This is a genomic window from Vibrio cholerae (genome assembly GCF_008369605.1).
Taxonomy (GTDB): Bacteria; Pseudomonadota; Gammaproteobacteria; order Enterobacterales; family Vibrionaceae; genus Vibrio; species Vibrio cholerae.
Window position 1 is genome coordinate 704596 of record NZ_CP043554.1, and the last position, 17247, is coordinate 721842.

Sequence of the window (17247 nt, forward strand, 5' to 3'; positions counted from 1 at the left end):
ACTGTAACCTTATTCAGCTTTGAAAGTGTGTAAACGATTTTGTGCTTTGGTGAGGCCATCCTTGAGCAGGATCTCAAGGCAGCGAACAGATTCGTCCACTGCGGCGTCAAGGCACTCTTGCTCTTTAGCAGGTGCTTTGCCGAGCACATAACCGGCTACTTTATCTTTGTGTCCAGGATGACCGATGCCAAGCCGTAGACGATAGAATTCTTTGTTGTTGCCTAATTTGCTTATGGTGTCTTTGAGCCCATTATGCCCACCATGCCCGCCACCTTGCTTAAATTTTGCCACACCGGGTGGTAAGTCTAGCTCATCGTGGGCAACCATGATCTCTTCTGGCTTGATCTGATAGAAATTGGCCAGCGCAGCAATCGCTTTGCCGGAGAGATTCATGAAAGTGGTGGGGATTAACACGCGTAACTCTTGGCTGTTAATCAACAAACGTCCGGTCAGACCAAAAAACTTCGGCTCATTTTTGAGCGTGACGTTATGGATACGGGCTAACTCTTCGACAACCCAAGCACCTGCATTATGGCGTGTTTTCGCGTATTCCGGCCCAGGATTGGCCAGTCCGACAAGGAGTTTGATTGGTTGACTCAAGGCGAATATCTCTTCGGAAACTCAAAAGCGCGGTATGATAGCACACATCCGCCGCGAGGTGCGAGTCACGCAAAAGGCAATAAAAAAGCGCTTCATCGGAGATGAAACGCTTTCGTATCATCGATTCCCGAGCTTACCTGACAGGCAGATAGACTGGGTTACTCAATGATTAGTTAAACATCGCAGAGATTGACTCTTCGTTGCTGATACGACGAATCGCTTCAGCCAGCATGCTTGATAGAGTCAATTGAGTCACTTTTCCTGTCGCCGCCATCTCTTTTGATAGGGTGATAGAGTCAGTCACAATCACTTGATCCAACACAGAGTTTTTGATGTTTTTCGCTGCATTGCCTGAGAATACCGCGTGAGTGGCGTAAGCAAATACGCGTTTCGCACCACGCTCTTTCAGCGCTTCCGCGGCTTTACACAGTGTGCCACCGGTGTCGATCATGTCATCGACAATCACACAGTCACGGCCTTCAACATCACCGATCAGGTTCATGACTTCTGAAACGTTCGCGCGAGGACGACGCTTATCTACGATCGCGATATCGATGTCACCTAGTGCTTTCGCGGTTGCGCGAGCACGCACCACACCACCAAGGTCTGGCGATACGACAACAGGATCTTCCAAGTTACGTGCTTTCATATCTTCCAGCAGGACAGGGGTACCGAAAATGTTGTCTACTGGAACATCGAAGAAGCCTTGGATCTGCTCTGCGTGGAGGTCGATAGTCAGAACGCGGTCAACACCAACGTTAGAAAGGAAGTCTGCAACAACTTTTGCAGTGATAGGTACACGAGCCGAGCGCACACGGCGGTCTTGGCGGGCATAGCCGAAGTAAGGGATAACTGCCGTAATACGGCCTGCAGAAGCACGGCGCATTGCGTCAATCATTACCACCAGTTCCATCAGGTTGTCATTGGTTGGGGCACAGGTGGATTGAATGATAAATACATCGCTACCACGCACATTTTCGTTGATTTGTACTGCTACTTCACCATCAGAGAAACGAGAAACAGTAGCATCACCAAGGGAAATGTACAGGCGATCTGCAATACGTTGGGCTAGTTCGGGTATTGCGTTACCAGCAAATAGCTTCATATCAGGCACGGTGGAAACCTCAGGGTTGCGTCCAGTTTTTTAGTAAGGTCGGATTTTGGCTGATTGGTAGTCAGCCAACGTCTTTCTGAGCGGTGAAACATTGCGCCCTTGGGCGACAAACGCTAAGACGTTGTCAGATAATTGAGCAAAGACGGCCTGTGCATCTTTCCTGCTCGAAAACTCAGCAAAAACGCAAGATCCCGTCCCGGTCAATCTTGACGGCGCGTATTGTAGCAGCCATGAAAGTTGCTTATCAACCTCGGGGTACAGTGATCGGACAATTTTTTCGCAATCGTTTTCGTACGGGGTGGCAAGAAGGCTTGCCAGATCACGCTTTGGCGTGTTTCTCATCAGTTGTGGGTGAGTAAAAATATCTTTTGTCGCGATGCTGACCGCAGGGCGAACCACGAGATACCATTTTTCCTCTGGCTCTACTGCGGATAATTCTTCGCCAACTCCTTCAGCAAAAGCCGCAAAACCACGAGTAAAGACAGGGACATCCGCTCCGAGTGCCAGACCAATCTCAGCCAATTGATCATCGCTAAGTCCAGTCTGCCACAAGTAATTGAGTGCGACTAAGGTAGTGGCCGCATTGGATGATCCGCCACCAATTCCGCCGCCCATAGGCAACACCTTGTGCAGTTGAATGTCTGCGCCGAGTGGCGATTGCGCCGCATTTTTGAGTGCCATCGCGGCTTTGTAAATCAGGTTATCTTCTAACGCGACATCGGCCAGAGCAGGAGAGAGGGTTATATTGCCGCTGCTGTTGGCGGTAATGGTTAACTCATCACCGTGATCGAGAAACTGAAATAAGGTCTGCAGATCGTGATAGCCGTTAGCTCGACGACCTGTGATGTAAAGGAACAGGTTGAGTTTGGCCGGTGAAGGCCACACGGTTGTACCGTGGATCATGGGAGCAGCGTCCATTGTGATATCACCAGTTGAATCGAGGTTTTATTTTGCTGGAGTTTAAGTTTATCAGGCAGCGGAATGGGCTGATGTTGCCACTCAATCGCTTGGTAACGTTGGTATTCCACGTGCCATTCGGCCGTTGAGGCGAGTTTGGTGAGAGTGGCAAGGGTGTTTTGTTCATTCAACTCGTAATGGGTTGCTTGGGTCGGCAAGCCTAAAATCCAATCTTCAAGCTGTTCAACGGGAATATCTAACCCTGTTAAATTGCGGATCAGGCTTTGTGCATCTTGGTCGCGGTAGATTTGATCATCATAAGTTTCGACCCGCGCACCTTGTTCATCGACCTGTAAGTTCAGCACGGTTTGACCAAGAAAATTGCTTAAACGCAGTGAGAGTTTTTGTGGGCTTTTTTGCCATTGAAAGTTGAACGATTGTCGCTGATCGGGCGCGATATAGCCGAGTTTTCCGGTTAATTGATAATGTTGAATTTGTTCTAGAGTGACTTGGTGTGATTGCCATTGAACATTGACGGGTTGTAGCGGTGCGGTGGCACAACCTGCCAAAAGCAACAGACTCGCCAATCCTGGCAGTAGGCGACGTACGAGAGCATTCATAGTGCGTTTTTTATCCAAAGCGAGAGCGAAAACGGGCTAACTATATCATTGATCTCACGAACTCAGGAAAACAAATCCGGTCTGCCCTTTCAATCAAAGAGGGCATCAAGTAAAATTCCGCCTCTAGTCCACCACACATATCTGAGAATCCTCTATAGATGTCTTTGCTTGCCATTGGAATCAATCACAATACGGCGTCGGTAGAATTGCGGGAAAAAGTGGCGTTTGGTCCAGAGAAGCTCTCTTTGGCGCTGAATCAGCTTTCCACCAGTTCACACGTTAAAGGAGGCGTGATCCTCTCAACGTGTAACCGCACCGAAATTTATTGTGATGTGAGATCAGCAAGTAAAAACAAAGTCATCGAATGGTTGTCCCAGTTTCACCAAGTCAGCTTGGATGAGTTAAAACCCAGCCTATACGTTCATGAAGAGCAAGCCGCCATTCGTCATTTGATGCGTGTTGCCTGCGGTTTGGACTCCCTAGTGTTGGGCGAACCGCAGATATTAGGACAAGTTAAGCAAGCTTACGCAGAGGCGAGAGAGAATCACGCCGTCAATCCGGCGACGGAAAAGCTGTTTCAAAAGGCTTTTTCGGTCGCGAAACGGGTAAGAACAGAAACCGAAATCGGCGGCAGCGCAGTTTCGGTCGCTTATGCCGCTTGCACTTTAGCAAAACACATTTTTGAATCGCTGGCCGACGCTACGGTACTGTTGGTCGGGGCTGGTGAAACCATTGAACTGGTAGCAAAACATTTGGCCGGACACCACTGTAAACGGATGATAGTGGCGAACCGCACGCGAGAGCGAGCTTTGAGCTTAGCGCAGCAGTTTGGCGCCGACGTCATCGCATTAAATGAGATCCCTGACTATTTAGCGCAAGCGGATATTGTGATCAGCTCGACCGCGAGCCCTTTGCCCATCATAGGTAAAGGCATGGTCGAAAGCGCGCTAAAGGCTCGTCGCCATCAGCCTATGCTGTTGGTGGATATTGCCGTACCTCGCGATATTGAGCCGCAGGTCGGTAAGCTTAACGATGCGTATCTCTATTCGGTCGATGACTTGCAGTCGATTGTCGATAGCAATATCGAGCAGCGCAAAGTGGAAGCGATTCAGGCAGAAGCGATTGTCAGTGAAGAGAGCGCCACCTTCATGAGTTGGATGCGCTCACTGCAAGCGGTGGACAGTATTCGTGATTATCGTAAGCAAGCCAATGAAGCGCGTGAAGAGCTGCTTAATAAAAGTTTGCAAGCATTGGCAGCGGGTGGCGATCCTGAAAAGCTGCTCATAGAATTAAGCAACAAACTGACCAACAAACTAATTCACACCCCAACCCGAGCGCTACAAACCGCGGCGGAACAAGGGGAACCGGCTAAACTGGCCGTGATCAGACAAAGTTTAGGTCTTGACGATCTGAACTAAATCTCAACTTAGAGTTTAAAGAAGCAACTATGAAAGCGTCGATTTTAAGCAAGCTTGAATCCCTTGTTGAGCGCTACGAAGAGGTTCAGCACCTCCTTGGCGACCCAACAGTTATCGGTGATCAAAATAAATTCCGTGCTCTGTCCAAAGAGTATTCGCAACTGGAAGAGATCACTCAGTGTTTCCAAGCTTACCAACAAGCGAAGGAAGATCTGGTTGCTGCCGAAGAGATGGCACAAGAAGACGATGCAGAAATGCGTGAAATGGCACAGGACGAGATCAAAGCGGCGAAAGCGGCAATTGAGCGCCTGACCGATGAGCTGCAAATTCTGTTGCTGCCAAAAGATCCAAACGATGATCGTAACTGTTTCTTAGAAATTCGCGCGGGTGCGGGTGGTGACGAAGCGGGTATTTTTGCCGGCGATTTGTTCCGTATGTACAGCCGTTTTGCGGAGAAAAAAGGCTGGCGCATCGAAGTGATGTCATCGAGTGAAGCGGAACACGGCGGCTACAAAGAGATGATCGCGAAAGTGAACGGTGACGGTGCTTACGGTACGCTGAAGTTTGAATCTGGCGGCCACCGAGTGCAACGTGTTCCGGCTACGGAAGCGCAAGGGCGTATCCACACGTCCGCTTGTACCGTTGCGGTGATGCCTGAAATTCCAGAAGCGGAAATTCCAGAAATCAAAGCCAGCGATCTGAAAATTGATACGTTCCGCTCCTCCGGCGCGGGTGGCCAGCACGTTAACACCACCGATTCGGCTATCCGTATCACTCACTTACCGACTGGTATTGTGGTCGAGTGTCAGGATGAGCGTTCGCAACATAAGAACAAAGCTAAAGCGATGTCAGTATTGGCTGCACGTATTGCTCAAGCTGAAGAGTCAAAACGTGCGGCGGAAATTTCCGATACACGCCGCAACCTTCTGGGTTCAGGCGATCGTAGTGACCGCATTCGCACTTACAACTACCCGCAAGGTCGAGTGTCCGATCACCGTATCAATTTGACGGTATATCGCCTGACCGAAGTGATGGAAGGGGATATGCAATCCTTGATTGACCCTGTGATTCACGAGCATCAAGCGGATCAATTGGCGGCACTGGCGGATCAAAACTAATCCATGTCAGTCACTATTGAAGCGGCATTAAAAACGGCAACCGAGCAACTGCAGCAAAGCGGCAGTGATTCGCCAGCCCTAGATGCCGCAGTACTCCTTTGCCATGTACTGGCTAAGCCTCGTTCTTACTTGTTGACTTGGCCTGATAAAACCTTGGAGAAGCCTACTTTGGCTTCTCTCGAGCTGCTCCTTGCTCGCCGCAGAGCGGGAGAGCCGATGGCCTACATCCTTGGTGAGCGCGAATTTTGGTCGCTGCCGCTGAAAGTCTCTCCTTCGACACTTATTCCACGTCCGGATACGGAACGTTTGGTTGAATTAGCGCTGGATAAAGCGGCGTTGATTGATGGCGAACTGCTGGATCTTGGCACCGGAACTGGGGCGATTGCGTTGGCTTTGGCTTCGGAATTGCCCACGCGGCAAGTCACGGGGATTGATTTACGTCCGGAGGCGGCAGAGTTAGCAAGAGAAAACGCGACTCGCTTGGCGATCCACAATGCGCAGTTTTTGCAGGGCAGTTGGTTTAGCCCATTAGCAGACGGTACGAAGTTTGCTTTGATCGTCTCCAACCCGCCTTATATCGAAGAAAATGATCCGCATTTGAGTCTGGGCGATGTGCGTTTTGAGCCGAAAAGCGCGCTGGTTGCCGCAGAAAATGGTTTGGCGGACATTCGCCACATCAGCACGCACGCGCCGCATTTTTTGCTCGATGGCGGCTGGCTTTTGTTTGAGCATGGTTACGATCAAGGCGTTGCGGTGCGCACGATTTTGCGTGATTTAGGCTATCAAAACATCATTACCGAGCAAGATTATGCCAGTCATGATCGAGTTACACTGGGACAATATAAAACGGAAAGAGAAGCATAATGTACGAAGGATTAAAACATTTTCACCTGTTCACTATCGGCGTCAGCGTAGTCATGCTGTCGATTCGCTATGTGCTCATGATGATGAATTCAGCCCACCTAGAGCGTAAGTTTTTCAAAATTTTCCCGCATGTGAATGACACGTTATTGCTGCTTTCCGGTATCGGTTTGATATTCATCACTGGATTCATTCCATTTACCGCTGCCGCGCCGTGGATGACAGAAAAATTTACCTGCGTGCTGGCGTACATCGCGCTAGGCTTTTTTGCACTGAAATTAGGTCGTAATAAATTGCTGCGTAGCTTTGCGTTTTTTGGCGCGTTGGGCTGGTTGGCGATGGCTGGAAAAATCGCGGTCGCTAAAGCGCCGATTCTGTTTGGTTAAGCTTAAGGTGCGACCATGCTGAATTTATGTGATGAAGATTTTGATGCGATGGAGTTGGTGGAAGGGGCGCTTGCGCTCAACAAAGCCATTAATCCCGAAACGCAGCTAGAATGGGCTCACATCGAGTTAGCACGTCTGCTAAAAGAAGCCGAACTGGCACTGGTACATGAGCGTGATGAGAAAGCGCGTTTCGAGGCTTTTTTGCGCCTGTTTTATCAAGAGTGGGGCTTTAGCGGCGATCGCGAAGCCTACTTTGATTCTCGCAATGCCTTTATTGATCAAGTATTGCAGCGGCGCAAAGGCATTCCTGTCAGTTTAGGCTCATTACTGCTCTACCTAGGACACAAACTCGGCTTTCCACTCAATGGGATAAGTTTCCCGACTCAGTTTCTGCTGTCGCTCAATTGGCCGGGAGAGCGGCCGATTTATCTCAATCCATTTAATGGCGAGATCGTGTCACAACATACACTGCAAGCTTGGTTAGTTGGGCACAAAGGCCCACTGGCCAAGCTTAAGCCACAGCATTTACAAAGTGTCGATAATCCGACCATTATTGGGCGTTGGTTGGCGCTACTCAAAAGTGCCTTACTGCGTGAAGAGCGCTATACTCTGGCGCTAAGATGTACCGATTTGGCACTCACTTTTGTGCCCGATGACCCATACGAAATCCGTGATCGTGGCTTTATTTACCAACAGCTACAGTGCCATCAAATTGCTATTTCGGACTATCAATATTTTATTGAGCACTGTCCGAACGATCCGGCGGCTGAATTGTTAAAAACGCAAGTCAATGCACTCAGTCACGACAGTCAAGTGACGCTGCATTAACCCAACAAGAGAGATTAAGATGGAACACAAAATTGTCCATGTCGGTGATATTCCGGTTGCCAACGATAAGCCGTTTACCCTATTTGCAGGGATGAACGTACTGGAATCGCGTGATTTGGCGATGCAAATTTGTGAACACTACGTGAAAGTGACCGACAAACTCGGTATCCCTTATGTGTTCAAAGCATCGTTTGATAAAGCGAACCGCAGTTCAGTGCACTCTTACCGTGGCCCAGGCTTGGAAGAAGGGATGAAAATTTTCCAAGAGCTGAAAGAGACCTTTGGCGTGAAGATCATCACTGATGTCCACACAGAAGCGCAAGCGCAGCCTGTGGCGGATGTGGTAGATGTGATTCAACTGCCTGCCTTTTTGGCCCGTCAAACCGATTTGGTTGAAGCGATGGCGAAAACTGGCGCGGTCATTAACGTGAAAAAACCGCAGTTCATGAGCCCGGGTCAAGTTGGCAACATCGTTGAGAAGTTTGCTGAGTGTGGCAATGACAAAGTGATCTTATGTGAGCGCGGCTCTTGCCACGGCTACGATAACCTCGTCGTCGATATGCTCGGTTTTGGTGTGATGAAGCAAGCCTCTAACGGCAGTCCAATCATTTTTGATGTGACTCACTCACTGCAGATGCGTGATCCATCAGGTGCGGCATCGGGCGGTCGTCGTGAGCAGACCGTTGAACTGGCGAAAGCCGGTTTGGCGACGGGGATTGCGGGTCTGTTCATTGAAGCGCACCCAAATCCAGATAAAGCGCGTTGCGATGGCCCATCGGCATTGCCTCTCGACAAATTAGAGCCATTCCTTGCGCAAATGAAAGCGCTGGATGATTTAATCAAAAGCTTTGCGCACATCGATATTCGATAAGCGCGATAGCCTGACTCTATATTGTAAAGCCATCTTCGGATGGCTTTTTCATGTCTATACCCTTCCTACTTGAAGCTGCAGCGGTGTTGGCTACGTTCGTTCACCCCAATCACATAGTCTATCTATGCTCATGGGGACTCACTCACTTGCCGCCTACCTGCAGCTCCAAGTAGTTTGGGTATAACGCCTATCAATACGGCTCTGTTTCAGCAAACGACGGTTTCTGTAGATTAAACGCTTGCGCGCACAAAACGGCTTAAAAGCCCATCCCATTAGTCAAACGTTTGCCTGTGATCCGAGCAGGTTATCTTTTTAACTCTTTCTATTGATTACATTATATTGGCTACTTTTAGGTGATCTACTCTACATAAATATGAAATCAAGCTGTCTCACCAAGTCGGTTACTTTAAACTAAGTCAAGTTTTATCCGCACTCCAAGCAATGTGCTCAAGCGATGTGCTGTGGTAAACGACTGCGCCGTGCGAGCGCCCAACGACATTTCAAGCAGTGGTTTTCATCAGTTCAAAGGTATGACAATGAAACAAGGCCTCATTCTAAAATCCGTCCTCAGTGCAGCCATTATTGCCTCTTTGGCAGGTTGTGCAACTGCACCCGCTCAGCAGTGGGAAGCAGACAAAACCTACAAACTCACTATTCTGCACACCAACGACCACCATGGCCGTTTCTGGCAAAACCAGTATGGTGAATATGGCATGGCAGCACGTAAAACGCTGATTGATCAACTGCGTGCCGACATTGAAGCTCAAGGTGGCAGTGTATTACTGCTCTCGGGTGGTGACATCAATACTGGGGTACCAGAATCAGACCTACAAGATGCAGAGCCTGATTTCAAAGGTATGAGCAAAATCGGTTACGACGCTATGGCGCTGGGTAACCACGAATTTGATAATCCACTTGAAGTGCTGTTTAAGCAAAAAGAGTGGGCGAACTTCCCAATGCTGTCGGCCAACATTTACGATAAAGCGACCGGTAAGCGTCTGTTTGAACCGTACCATATCTTTGATAAGCAATGGATTAAGATTGCGGTTATTGGTTTAACCACCGAAGACACCGCGAAAATTGGTAACCCAGAATACATCGGTGGTATCGACTTCCGCGATCCGAAAGAAGAAGCGAAGAAAGTGATCGCTGAGCTGAAGAAAAAAGAGAAGCCAGATCTTATCATCGCAGTAACGCACATGGGTCACTACCAAAACGGTGAGCATGGTGTGAACGCACCGGGTGATGTTGCTTTGGCGCGCTACTTACCAGCGGGTGAGTTGGATATGATTGTCGGCGGTCACTCACAAGAGCCTGTGTGTATGGAAGGCCCTAATCTGGTGAAAAAGAACTTTAAGCCGGGTGACGAATGTAAGCCTGATATTCAAAACGGCACTTACATTGTTCAAGCTTACGAGTGGGGTAAATACGTCGGTCGTGCGGATTATGAATTCCGTAACGGTGAGCTGAATATGGTCAGCTATAACCTCATTCCCGTTAACTTGAAGAAGAAAGTTGAAGTGAATGGTGAAACTCAGCGTGTGTTTGCGACTTCTGAAATTAAAGAAGACAGCGCAATGCTAGAGTTCCTGCGCCCATTCCAAGAGAAAGGCCAAGAGCAACTGAGCATTAAGATTGCCCATAGTAACGGTAAGCTAGAAGGCGATCGTAACGTGGTGCGTTTTGAGCAAACCAACCTGGGTCGCATGATTGCAATGGCGCACATGCAACGTGCTAAAGCCGATTTTGCGGTAATGAATTCTGGTGGTGTACGTGATTCTATCCAAGCCGGTGACATTACGTATAAAGATGTACTGAAAGTGCAGCCATTTGGCAACATCGTCAGCTACGTGGATATGAATGGTCAGGAAGTGCTGGATTATCTCAATGTCGTCGCTACCAAGCCGGTCGATTCAGGTGCGTATGCCCAGTTCGCAGGGATTTCAATGACGGTTGCGGATGGCAAAGTCTCTAACGTGGTCATTGGTGGCAAACAACTGCGTCTCGATGCGACCTACCGTTTCACTGTGCCAAGTTTTAACGCAGCGGGTGGTGACGGTTATCCAAAAATTACTGACCACCCAGGCTATGTCAACACTGGCTTTGTGGATGCCGAAGTACTGAAAGATTACCTTGAGGCGAACAGCCCAATCGATGTGAACCGTTTCGCGCCAGCGGGCGAGATTGTTTATCGTTAATAAGGTTTGACTCGCAAAGTTGAATTGCGTTTACTGACAGGCGGTGTGCAAACACCGCCTTTTTTGTTTTGCCATACCCATATGGCCCGAGCTCTGCCCATCAGCAGTGTGAGTAAATGAGGACACGTGATTCATGACTCCTGCAATCAATCTTGCAAAGAAAAATAAAATCTCCCATACCATCCATCAGTATGAACATGATCCGAGCCATGCCAGTTATGGCCTAGAAGCGGCGCAGGCGCTCGGTCAAGATCCGAAGCGCGTATTCAAAACCTTACTGTTTTGTATGAATGGCGAGGAAAAAAATCTCGCGGTAGCGATTATTCCTGTCGATCTCAAACTGAATTTAAAGCTCGCGGCCAAAGCGGCCAAAGCCAAAAAAGCCGAGATGGCCAAACCAGAGATTGCTGAGAAAACCACAGGTTATGTGGTGGGGGGGATAAGTCCTCTCGGCCAGAAAAAAGCGCTGCCAACCTTTATTCATCAAAGTGCGCAAAGCCAAGCGACGATTTGTGTCAGTGCAGGTAAACGTGGTTTAGAAATTGAGTTATCACCGCAAGATCTCGCGCGCTTAACTCGTGGCCAGTTTGCGGATTTGTGTCAAGAAGAGAATTAATCGATACCCCTGTAAAAACGGCCTCAAAGGGAGGCCGTTGATTCTAGAAGTGGTGAGAAGTCAGCGAAGATTAATGGCGTGCTTCTTCTTCCATTTGCGCATTGTCCACTACGTGGTTTTCACCTAAGTCGTTTGGCAGAACGAGGTTGAGCACAATGGCGACGATACCGCACAAGCTCACGCCTTGCAGGCTAAAGTCACCCACGCCGAATGCCATACCACCAATACCAAAGACCAGAGTGACGGCCACAATCACCAGATTGCGTGATTTGTGCAGATCCACTTGGTTTTTGATCAGCGTATTCAAACCGACGGTGGCGATGGATCCAAACAGTAGAATCATGATGCCGCCCATGACCGGAACCGGAATGGTTTGCAGCAGTGCACCGAGTTTGCCCACCAAAGCAAGTACGATGGCCGTGATGGCCGCCCAAGTCATGATCGCTGGGTTAAATGCACGAGTCAGCATCACGGCACCTGTCACTTCACTGTATGTGGTGTTGGGTGGCGCGCCAAGCATGGTTGCGGCCATGGTCGCGACCCCGTCACCAGCGATAGTGCGGTGTAAGCCCGGTTTTTTTAGGTAATCTTTGTTGGTCACATTTGAGATAGCCAGCATATCGCCCACGTGTTCGACCGCAGGAGCAATCGCGACTGGGATCATAAACAGGATGGCGTTGATGTTAAATTCAGGGAAAGTGAAGTTGGGTAACGCAAGCCAAGCGGCTTGTTCCACCGCCGCAAAGCTGACGACACCCATTACCAGTGAGAGTGCATAGCCGCTGACAATGCCCGCGAGGATAGGAACTAGCTTAAAAAAGCCTTTAGCGAAGACACTGAATACCACTGTGACCAAAAGTGAAATACAAGAAATCCAGAGTGCGGCTTGTGGATCGACGAGTTGTACGGAGCCATCCCCGGTTTTGCCCAGTGCCATATTCACAGCGGCTGGCGCAAGTCCCAGACCAATCACCATAATCACAGGACCGACAACGACAGGAGGCAGCAGTTTGTGGATGATGGCCACACCACGCACCTTAATAATGCCACCGAGTACGATATACACCGCACCAGCGGCCATCAAGCCACCCATAGTGGCAGGAATGCCCCAGGTTTGGATGCCGAACATAATAGGTGCGATAAAAGCAAAAGAAGAGGCGAGGAAAATGGGGACAGAGCGGCGGGTGATCAATTGGAAAAGCAGTGTTCCTAAACCAGCACCGAACAGTGCAACGTTTGGATCGAGTCCGGTCAGAAGCGGGACCAGAACCAACGCGCCGAATGCGACAAACAGCATTTGCGCGCCTTGTATGGCATTTTTCATCGTATTTTCCCTGAGCTAAATAAAAATTCGCGGGATTCTATCACTTCTGCAATCGATTGCGAGCGAAAAAAGATCAAAAATTGACAGGATTATTGGCTATGTTTAAAAACGACGTGGATCGCGTCGCACAAATTCTGACGCACTCCTGTAACCTCTCGCCTTGCTGAACTTTAGATAGTTGCTTATCATCGTCGTTCAGTAAACAGAATGTAGGTATGGTATGCGCTATTTAGCTGTGTTGATGATGGGATTGCTCACGTTTCCCGCCTTCGCCCTCACTCGAGTCAACTTGTATCAGGCAGAAGTCGCGGTCGATCCGCAGCAAAGTAACGCTGATGCGGCGGCGCGTATCCGTGGTATGGAAGAAGTGATTGTCCGCGCTACTGGTAGCCAAGATGCGCTCAAAAATGATGCTGTGCAAAAAGCTTTGCGTCAGAGTAACCAGTACATCACCCAGATCAGCACTCAACAAGAGGGTGCTCAGTCGGTGATGCGTTTGCAATTCAGCGCGCAGCACATTCGCTCACTGTTAAGTCAAGCTCAGTTGCCATTCTGGCCAGAAAGCCGCAGTAATTTGCTGGTATGGCTGGTGGAAGAAGCCAACTACGATCGCAGCGTGAGTTGGGAACATGCAGATACGCCGTTACTGAACCAAATGAAAGCTCGCGCCCGTGTTCGCGGCTTACCCTTAACGGTTCCGGTTGGTGATTTTGATGATGTAACCGGTGTGCAGGTCTCCGATTTATGGGGCGGCTTTATCAACCCGATCAGCATTGCAAGTCAACGTTATCCGACCGATGCGGTTTTGGTCGTGCGTGCTCAAGGCTCTGAACTGCGTTGGACTCTGTTTGATCAGTTGGCTAACACCATGGTGAGTCAACCGAAAGCGCCTATCTCAGGTCAAGCCTCGGGGGAGCAAGCGGTCACCGAGATGATTGATGAAATCAGTGATTACTACGCGCGTAAAAGCGCGGTTGTAGTAAGCAGTGAATCCTCACAATCGGTATTGGCGCAATTTAGCCCACTCGATAGCGCGCAGGATTTCTTTGTGGTTGAGAATAAACTCAAGCGCTTAAGCTCAGTTGCTTCGCTGGATATTTTGAAGGTTCAAGGTACTCAAGTGACCTTTAACGTGCATTTATTGGCCAGTGTGGAAGAGTTCACTAATGAAGTGGTACGCATGGGGCAGGCAGTATTGATGGAGATGCCGCCAGAAGAGCCCGTCTCTGCAGACAATAATTTGCTGGAAAATAGTTCGCTGGAAAATAGTTCGCTGGAAAATAGTTCGTCAGAAATGCCGGTAGACCCGAGCAACCCAAATAACGCTTCTACTCAGCGACAACCTGTTCAACCTAAAACTCTCTATTTCTCTTGGCAAGGTTAGCCTTGAGAAGAGAGCACCAAATAACTTGAGTTGTCAGGAAGGTAAGGGATAAACCAAAGCAAAAATAGCGCCGAAAAAGGCGCTATTTTTATTTCGATTATTACTTTCCAAGTGGTTTTCATGCGCACTCAGCCAAGCAATGGGTCACCGATAGGCAAAAAGATCATTGGTGGTCAAAATGGGCTTTTTCTTGCTTTTCCACGTCAGAAAGTTTGGTCAGCTTTAAGCCTAACTCCTTACCACGTAAGCGCGCATAAAGGGTATTGCCGATAAATGCCGCAAAAGTCAGTAGCAGCTCAACCAAGGCTAACCAACGCTCCCCGCCATCCACATACAGCAAGGTCAAAGCATGCAAGAAATAGAGCATCAAAACAAAGTTTGCCCAAGCATGGGTATAAGGTTTGCCTTTGAGAATGCCAAACAGAGGCAGTAGCAGTGGAATGACCCAGCCTATCGCGAGCGCGGTAGGATTAAGATGAGGATGTGGTGACAACGTGAGTTGCCATAACAGGATCCAAACCAACAGAGCGAGGTTGGCACTCAGTGCCAGCCAGCGATAAAACGCGGTCCGAGGTTGCATTGCAATACTGGAGGTGGTCATTGTTATCCCTTTAACTGTTTGGCCACATGAGCCAGGCGCTTTCCTAGCTGGCGTGCCAGCTCCGCCTCTTCACTAGAGAGTGTTTTTTGTTGATGGACATGGCTTGCACCATACGGTGTACCGCCGGATTGGGTGGTGTGCAAGGCTGGCTCGGAATAAGGTATCCCTAAAATCAACATGCCATGATGCAGTAAAGGCAGCATCATACTCTGCTGGGTTGTTTCCTGCCCACCATGCAAGGTTGATGAAGACGTGAACACGCAAGCTGGTTTATCAATCAGCGCGCCACTCAGCCAAAGTGGCGTGGTTTGATCCCAAAAATGTTTTAATGGCGCGGCCATATTGCCAAACCAAACTGGGCTGCCAAACGCTAAGCCGTCACACTGTTTCAACTCATCAAGGCTAAGGTAAGGATCGCTGTTGCTTGCCGTGCCATCAAGCTCTGCGACGGTTCGCAGCAAGGCTTGGCAACCTTCTACGGATTCCACGCCGCGGGCAATTTGGCGTGCCAATGCTTGCGTACTACCGTGACGGCTATAATAGAGCACCACTATCGAAATCATAGAATTTCAAGCACTTGTTCTGGTGGTCGGCCATGACGAGCTTGACCGTTGCACACCACAATTGGGCGCTCAATCAGTTTCGGGTGTTCCGCCATCGCGGCAAACAGCGCATCATCGCTCAATTGGCTATCCCCTAAATTAAGCTCTTTATACAGCTCGTCTTTGCAGCGCATCATGGCTCGCACTTCATTCAACCCCAACTGTTGGTAGAGACGCTTGAGTTCTTCCACCGAAGGTGAGGTTTCTAAATACTTAATCACTTGCGGTGCAATGCCTCGGTTTTCGAGTAAGGCTAACGTTTCACGGCTTTTGGAGCATTTAGGATTGTGATAAATCACGACTGACATAACTTCTCCTGTATCAGATTTATTATTGGAGGGATAAAAAGCGCTCGCGTTGCACCATTAACTGGTCAATCCGCGCATCGTAACGGGCTTGCGCCAAGCTACCCAATTCCACCAACTGACTGGCTTGGGTATAAAACTGAATCGCTTTGTTCCAGTTTGCTTGCAGCGCCATGATTTCACCGCGTGCCGCTAAGTCTTCCGCACTGTTGCCTAAACGGCTATTGGCTTCAGACAGCAGTTGCCAACCATTGATGTCATTAGGATTGTCATGGGTGTAACGTTGCAAGATTCGAATGGCATCGGTGAACTTATCTTGCTTGAGCAGCACATTCGCATAGTTAATGGTCAGCACTGAGTTATTTGGCGTCTGCTTGAGCGCCTTTTCTAACAAGCTTTGTGCTTTATCGGCTTGCTTGAGCTCAATATACAAATCGCTGATCGCATCGAGATAAAAATGATTGTCCGGTTGTTCTTTAACTAGCTGGGTCAACAGTGGCTCTGCTTTATCGAACTGTTTGAGATCGAGATAGACCAAGGCTTTGCCGTACTGGATAGACGGCTGTAGGGTGGCGTCGATTTTTTTCTCACTGCGAGCAAACCAATCCAACGCTGCGTCGGCATCAATGCCTGCATAACGAGCGATGATCCGTGCGCGCGCCAAATGATAATCCAAGTGTGGAGCAAGTTTGAGTGGCGGATATTGTCTGGCCCGCTCACGGCTATCGGTAATCCGGTCTTCTGGTAGTGGGTGAGTCAGCAGCATAGGGGGCGGCTTACTGGCGTAGCGATATTCATCAGCAAGGCGAGTGAAAAATTGCGGCATGGCGTTTGCGTCAAATCCGGCTTTGGCTAAGGTCGCGATACCAAATCGATCCGCTTCTTTTTCATTGCTACGCGTGTAGTTAATCTGGCCTTGGATGCTGCCCGCCATGGTGGCGTTGATCGCTGCAATTCCTGCTTCTGGGGCGGCAATCGCCAGCAGTAATGAACCGGCAAGCGCTGCGATTGTCGCGGGAGAGCGACGTGCTTGTTCTTCCATGCTGCGCGCAAGGTGGCGTTGGGTGACGTGAGCAATTTCATGCGCCATGACCGACGCTAACTCACTTTCACTTTGCGCATGAAGGAACAGCCCAGAGTGCAAGGCGACGTAACCACCAAAAAAGGCAAAAGCGTTGATGTTACGATCGCGGATCATAAAAAAGGTGAACGGCGTTTTGACATCGTTGGCGCTGGCGACTAAACGATGTCCTAAATTATCAATGTACTCATTGAGCACAGGATCGTTAATCACAGGTTGGTTATTGCGCAGCATACGCATATAAGCATCGCCATAAATCAGTTCTTGATCTATGGTCAGCGTCGAGCCCGCTACCGTGCCAATATCCGGCAATTCGATAGGATCATTTTGTGCGATGGCAGGAAGACATGGCGCTGCAATGCATAGACATAACAGGGTACGTGTCGGGAAGAATTTCATAATGGCGGTGCATACTCCGAGTTT

Annotated in this window: 18 protein-coding genes; 9 read left to right on the forward strand and 9 right to left on the reverse strand. The window is 49.2% G+C overall.

Features of this window, described 5'->3' with window-relative positions:
- Window positions 1-9: 9 nt before the first annotated feature.
- From pth to lolB, 4 genes are all read right to left on the reverse strand, one after another.
- Entirely contained in the window at window positions 10-600 is a 591-nt protein-coding gene (gene pth, locus F0316_RS03355) for an aminoacyl-tRNA hydrolase (RefSeq protein WP_000081943.1), read from the reverse strand.
- 169 nt (window positions 601-769) lie between these two features.
- Complete coding sequence (locus tag F0316_RS03360) at window positions 770-1714, reverse strand: ribose-phosphate pyrophosphokinase (protein WP_001113134.1); 945 nt, start codon at window positions 1712-1714, stop codon at window positions 770-772.
- 30 nt (window positions 1715-1744) lie between these two features.
- Entirely contained in the window at window positions 1745-2617 is an 873-nt protein-coding gene (gene ispE / locus F0316_RS03365) for a 4-(cytidine 5'-diphospho)-2-C-methyl-D-erythritol kinase (RefSeq protein WP_000581234.1), read from the reverse strand.
- Window positions 2614-3231 carry a lipoprotein insertase outer membrane protein LolB gene (gene lolB, locus F0316_RS03370; protein WP_000993148.1) on the reverse strand — a complete coding sequence of 206 codons (618 nt, stop codon included), beginning with the start codon at window positions 3229-3231 and terminating at the stop codon, window positions 2614-2616. The genes ispE and lolB overlap by 4 nt, the downstream gene beginning before the upstream one ends.
- 158 nt (window positions 3232-3389) lie before the next feature.
- Between lolB and hemA the strand changes: the two genes are divergently transcribed.
- The 8 genes from hemA to ybaK all read left to right on the forward strand — a co-directional run bounded on the left by hemA (window position 3390) and on the right by ybaK (window position 11527).
- The gene (gene hemA / locus F0316_RS03375; protein ID WP_000054219.1) at window positions 3390-4649 is read left to right on the forward strand and encodes a glutamyl-tRNA reductase; all 1260 of its coding nucleotides are present in this window, start codon (window positions 3390-3392) and stop codon (window positions 4647-4649) included.
- Between the two features lie 29 nt (window positions 4650-4678).
- A complete protein-coding gene (prfA, locus tag F0316_RS03380; RefSeq protein WP_000647701.1) occupies window positions 4679-5767 on the forward strand; it encodes a peptide chain release factor 1 in 1089 nt (362 codons plus the stop codon).
- Window positions 5768-5770: 3 nt separating this feature from the next.
- The gene (gene prmC, locus F0316_RS03385; RefSeq protein ID WP_041048865.1) at window positions 5771-6631 is read left to right on the forward strand and encodes a peptide chain release factor N(5)-glutamine methyltransferase; all 861 of its coding nucleotides are present in this window, start codon (window positions 5771-5773) and stop codon (window positions 6629-6631) included.
- Window positions 6631-7014, forward strand: coding sequence for a SirB2 family protein (locus F0316_RS03390; protein ID WP_000272895.1), 384 nt, complete (start codon window positions 6631-6633; stop codon window positions 7012-7014). The genes prmC and F0316_RS03390 overlap by 1 nt, the downstream gene beginning before the upstream one ends.
- 15 nt (window positions 7015-7029) lie before the next feature.
- Entirely contained in the window at window positions 7030-7842 is an 813-nt protein-coding gene (locus F0316_RS03395; protein ID WP_000933142.1) for a SirB1 family protein, read from the forward strand.
- Window positions 7843-7861: 19 nt separating this feature from the next.
- Window positions 7862-8713 carry a 3-deoxy-8-phosphooctulonate synthase gene (gene kdsA, locus F0316_RS03400; RefSeq protein WP_000400335.1) on the forward strand — a complete coding sequence of 284 codons (852 nt, stop codon included), beginning with the start codon at window positions 7862-7864 and terminating at the stop codon, window positions 8711-8713.
- Window positions 8714-9249: 536 nt separating this feature from the next.
- Entirely contained in the window at window positions 9250-10911 is a 1662-nt protein-coding gene (gene ushA / locus F0316_RS03405; protein ID WP_149560207.1) for a bifunctional UDP-sugar hydrolase/5'-nucleotidase UshA, read from the forward strand.
- Between the two features lie 133 nt (window positions 10912-11044).
- Window positions 11045-11527, forward strand: a complete 483-nt coding sequence (gene ybaK, locus F0316_RS03410; protein ID WP_000186559.1) for a Cys-tRNA(Pro) deacylase — start codon at window positions 11045-11047, stop codon at window positions 11525-11527.
- 70 nt (window positions 11528-11597) lie between these two features.
- Here the strand turns inward: ybaK and F0316_RS03415 are convergent, their stop codons facing one another.
- The gene (locus F0316_RS03415; RefSeq protein ID WP_000786152.1) at window positions 11598-12851 is read right to left on the reverse strand and encodes a uracil-xanthine permease family protein; all 1254 of its coding nucleotides are present in this window, start codon (window positions 12849-12851) and stop codon (window positions 11598-11600) included.
- A gap of 220 nt (window positions 12852-13071) precedes the next feature.
- Here F0316_RS03415 and F0316_RS03420 point away from each other — a divergent pair, with 220 nt between their 5' ends.
- Window positions 13072-14235 (forward strand): DUF2066 domain-containing protein, encoded by a 1164-nt coding sequence (locus F0316_RS03420; RefSeq protein WP_149560208.1) that lies wholly within the window; start codon window positions 13072-13074, stop codon window positions 14233-14235.
- Window positions 14236-14398: 163 nt separating this feature from the next.
- Here F0316_RS03420 and F0316_RS03425 read toward each other — a convergent pair whose 3' ends face one another.
- Genes F0316_RS03425 through bepA form a run of 4 tightly spaced genes read right to left on the reverse strand, consistent with a single transcriptional unit; the run spans window position 14399 to window position 17223 of the window.
- Window positions 14399-14815, reverse strand: a complete 417-nt coding sequence (locus F0316_RS03425; protein WP_162813442.1) for a DUF2069 domain-containing protein — start codon at window positions 14813-14815, stop codon at window positions 14399-14401.
- 23 nt (window positions 14816-14838) lie between these two features.
- Entirely contained in the window at window positions 14839-15399 is a 561-nt protein-coding gene (gene wrbA, locus F0316_RS03430; protein WP_000623698.1) for an NAD(P)H:quinone oxidoreductase, read from the reverse strand.
- A complete protein-coding gene (gene arsC / locus F0316_RS03435; protein WP_149560209.1) occupies window positions 15396-15746 on the reverse strand; it encodes an arsenate reductase (glutaredoxin) in 351 nt (116 codons plus the stop codon). The genes wrbA and arsC overlap by 4 nt, the downstream gene beginning before the upstream one ends.
- Before the next feature lie 22 nt (window positions 15747-15768).
- Entirely contained in the window at window positions 15769-17223 is a 1455-nt protein-coding gene (gene bepA, locus F0316_RS03440; protein WP_000667946.1) for a beta-barrel assembly-enhancing protease, read from the reverse strand.
- Between the last annotated feature and the right edge of the window lie 24 nt (window positions 17224-17247).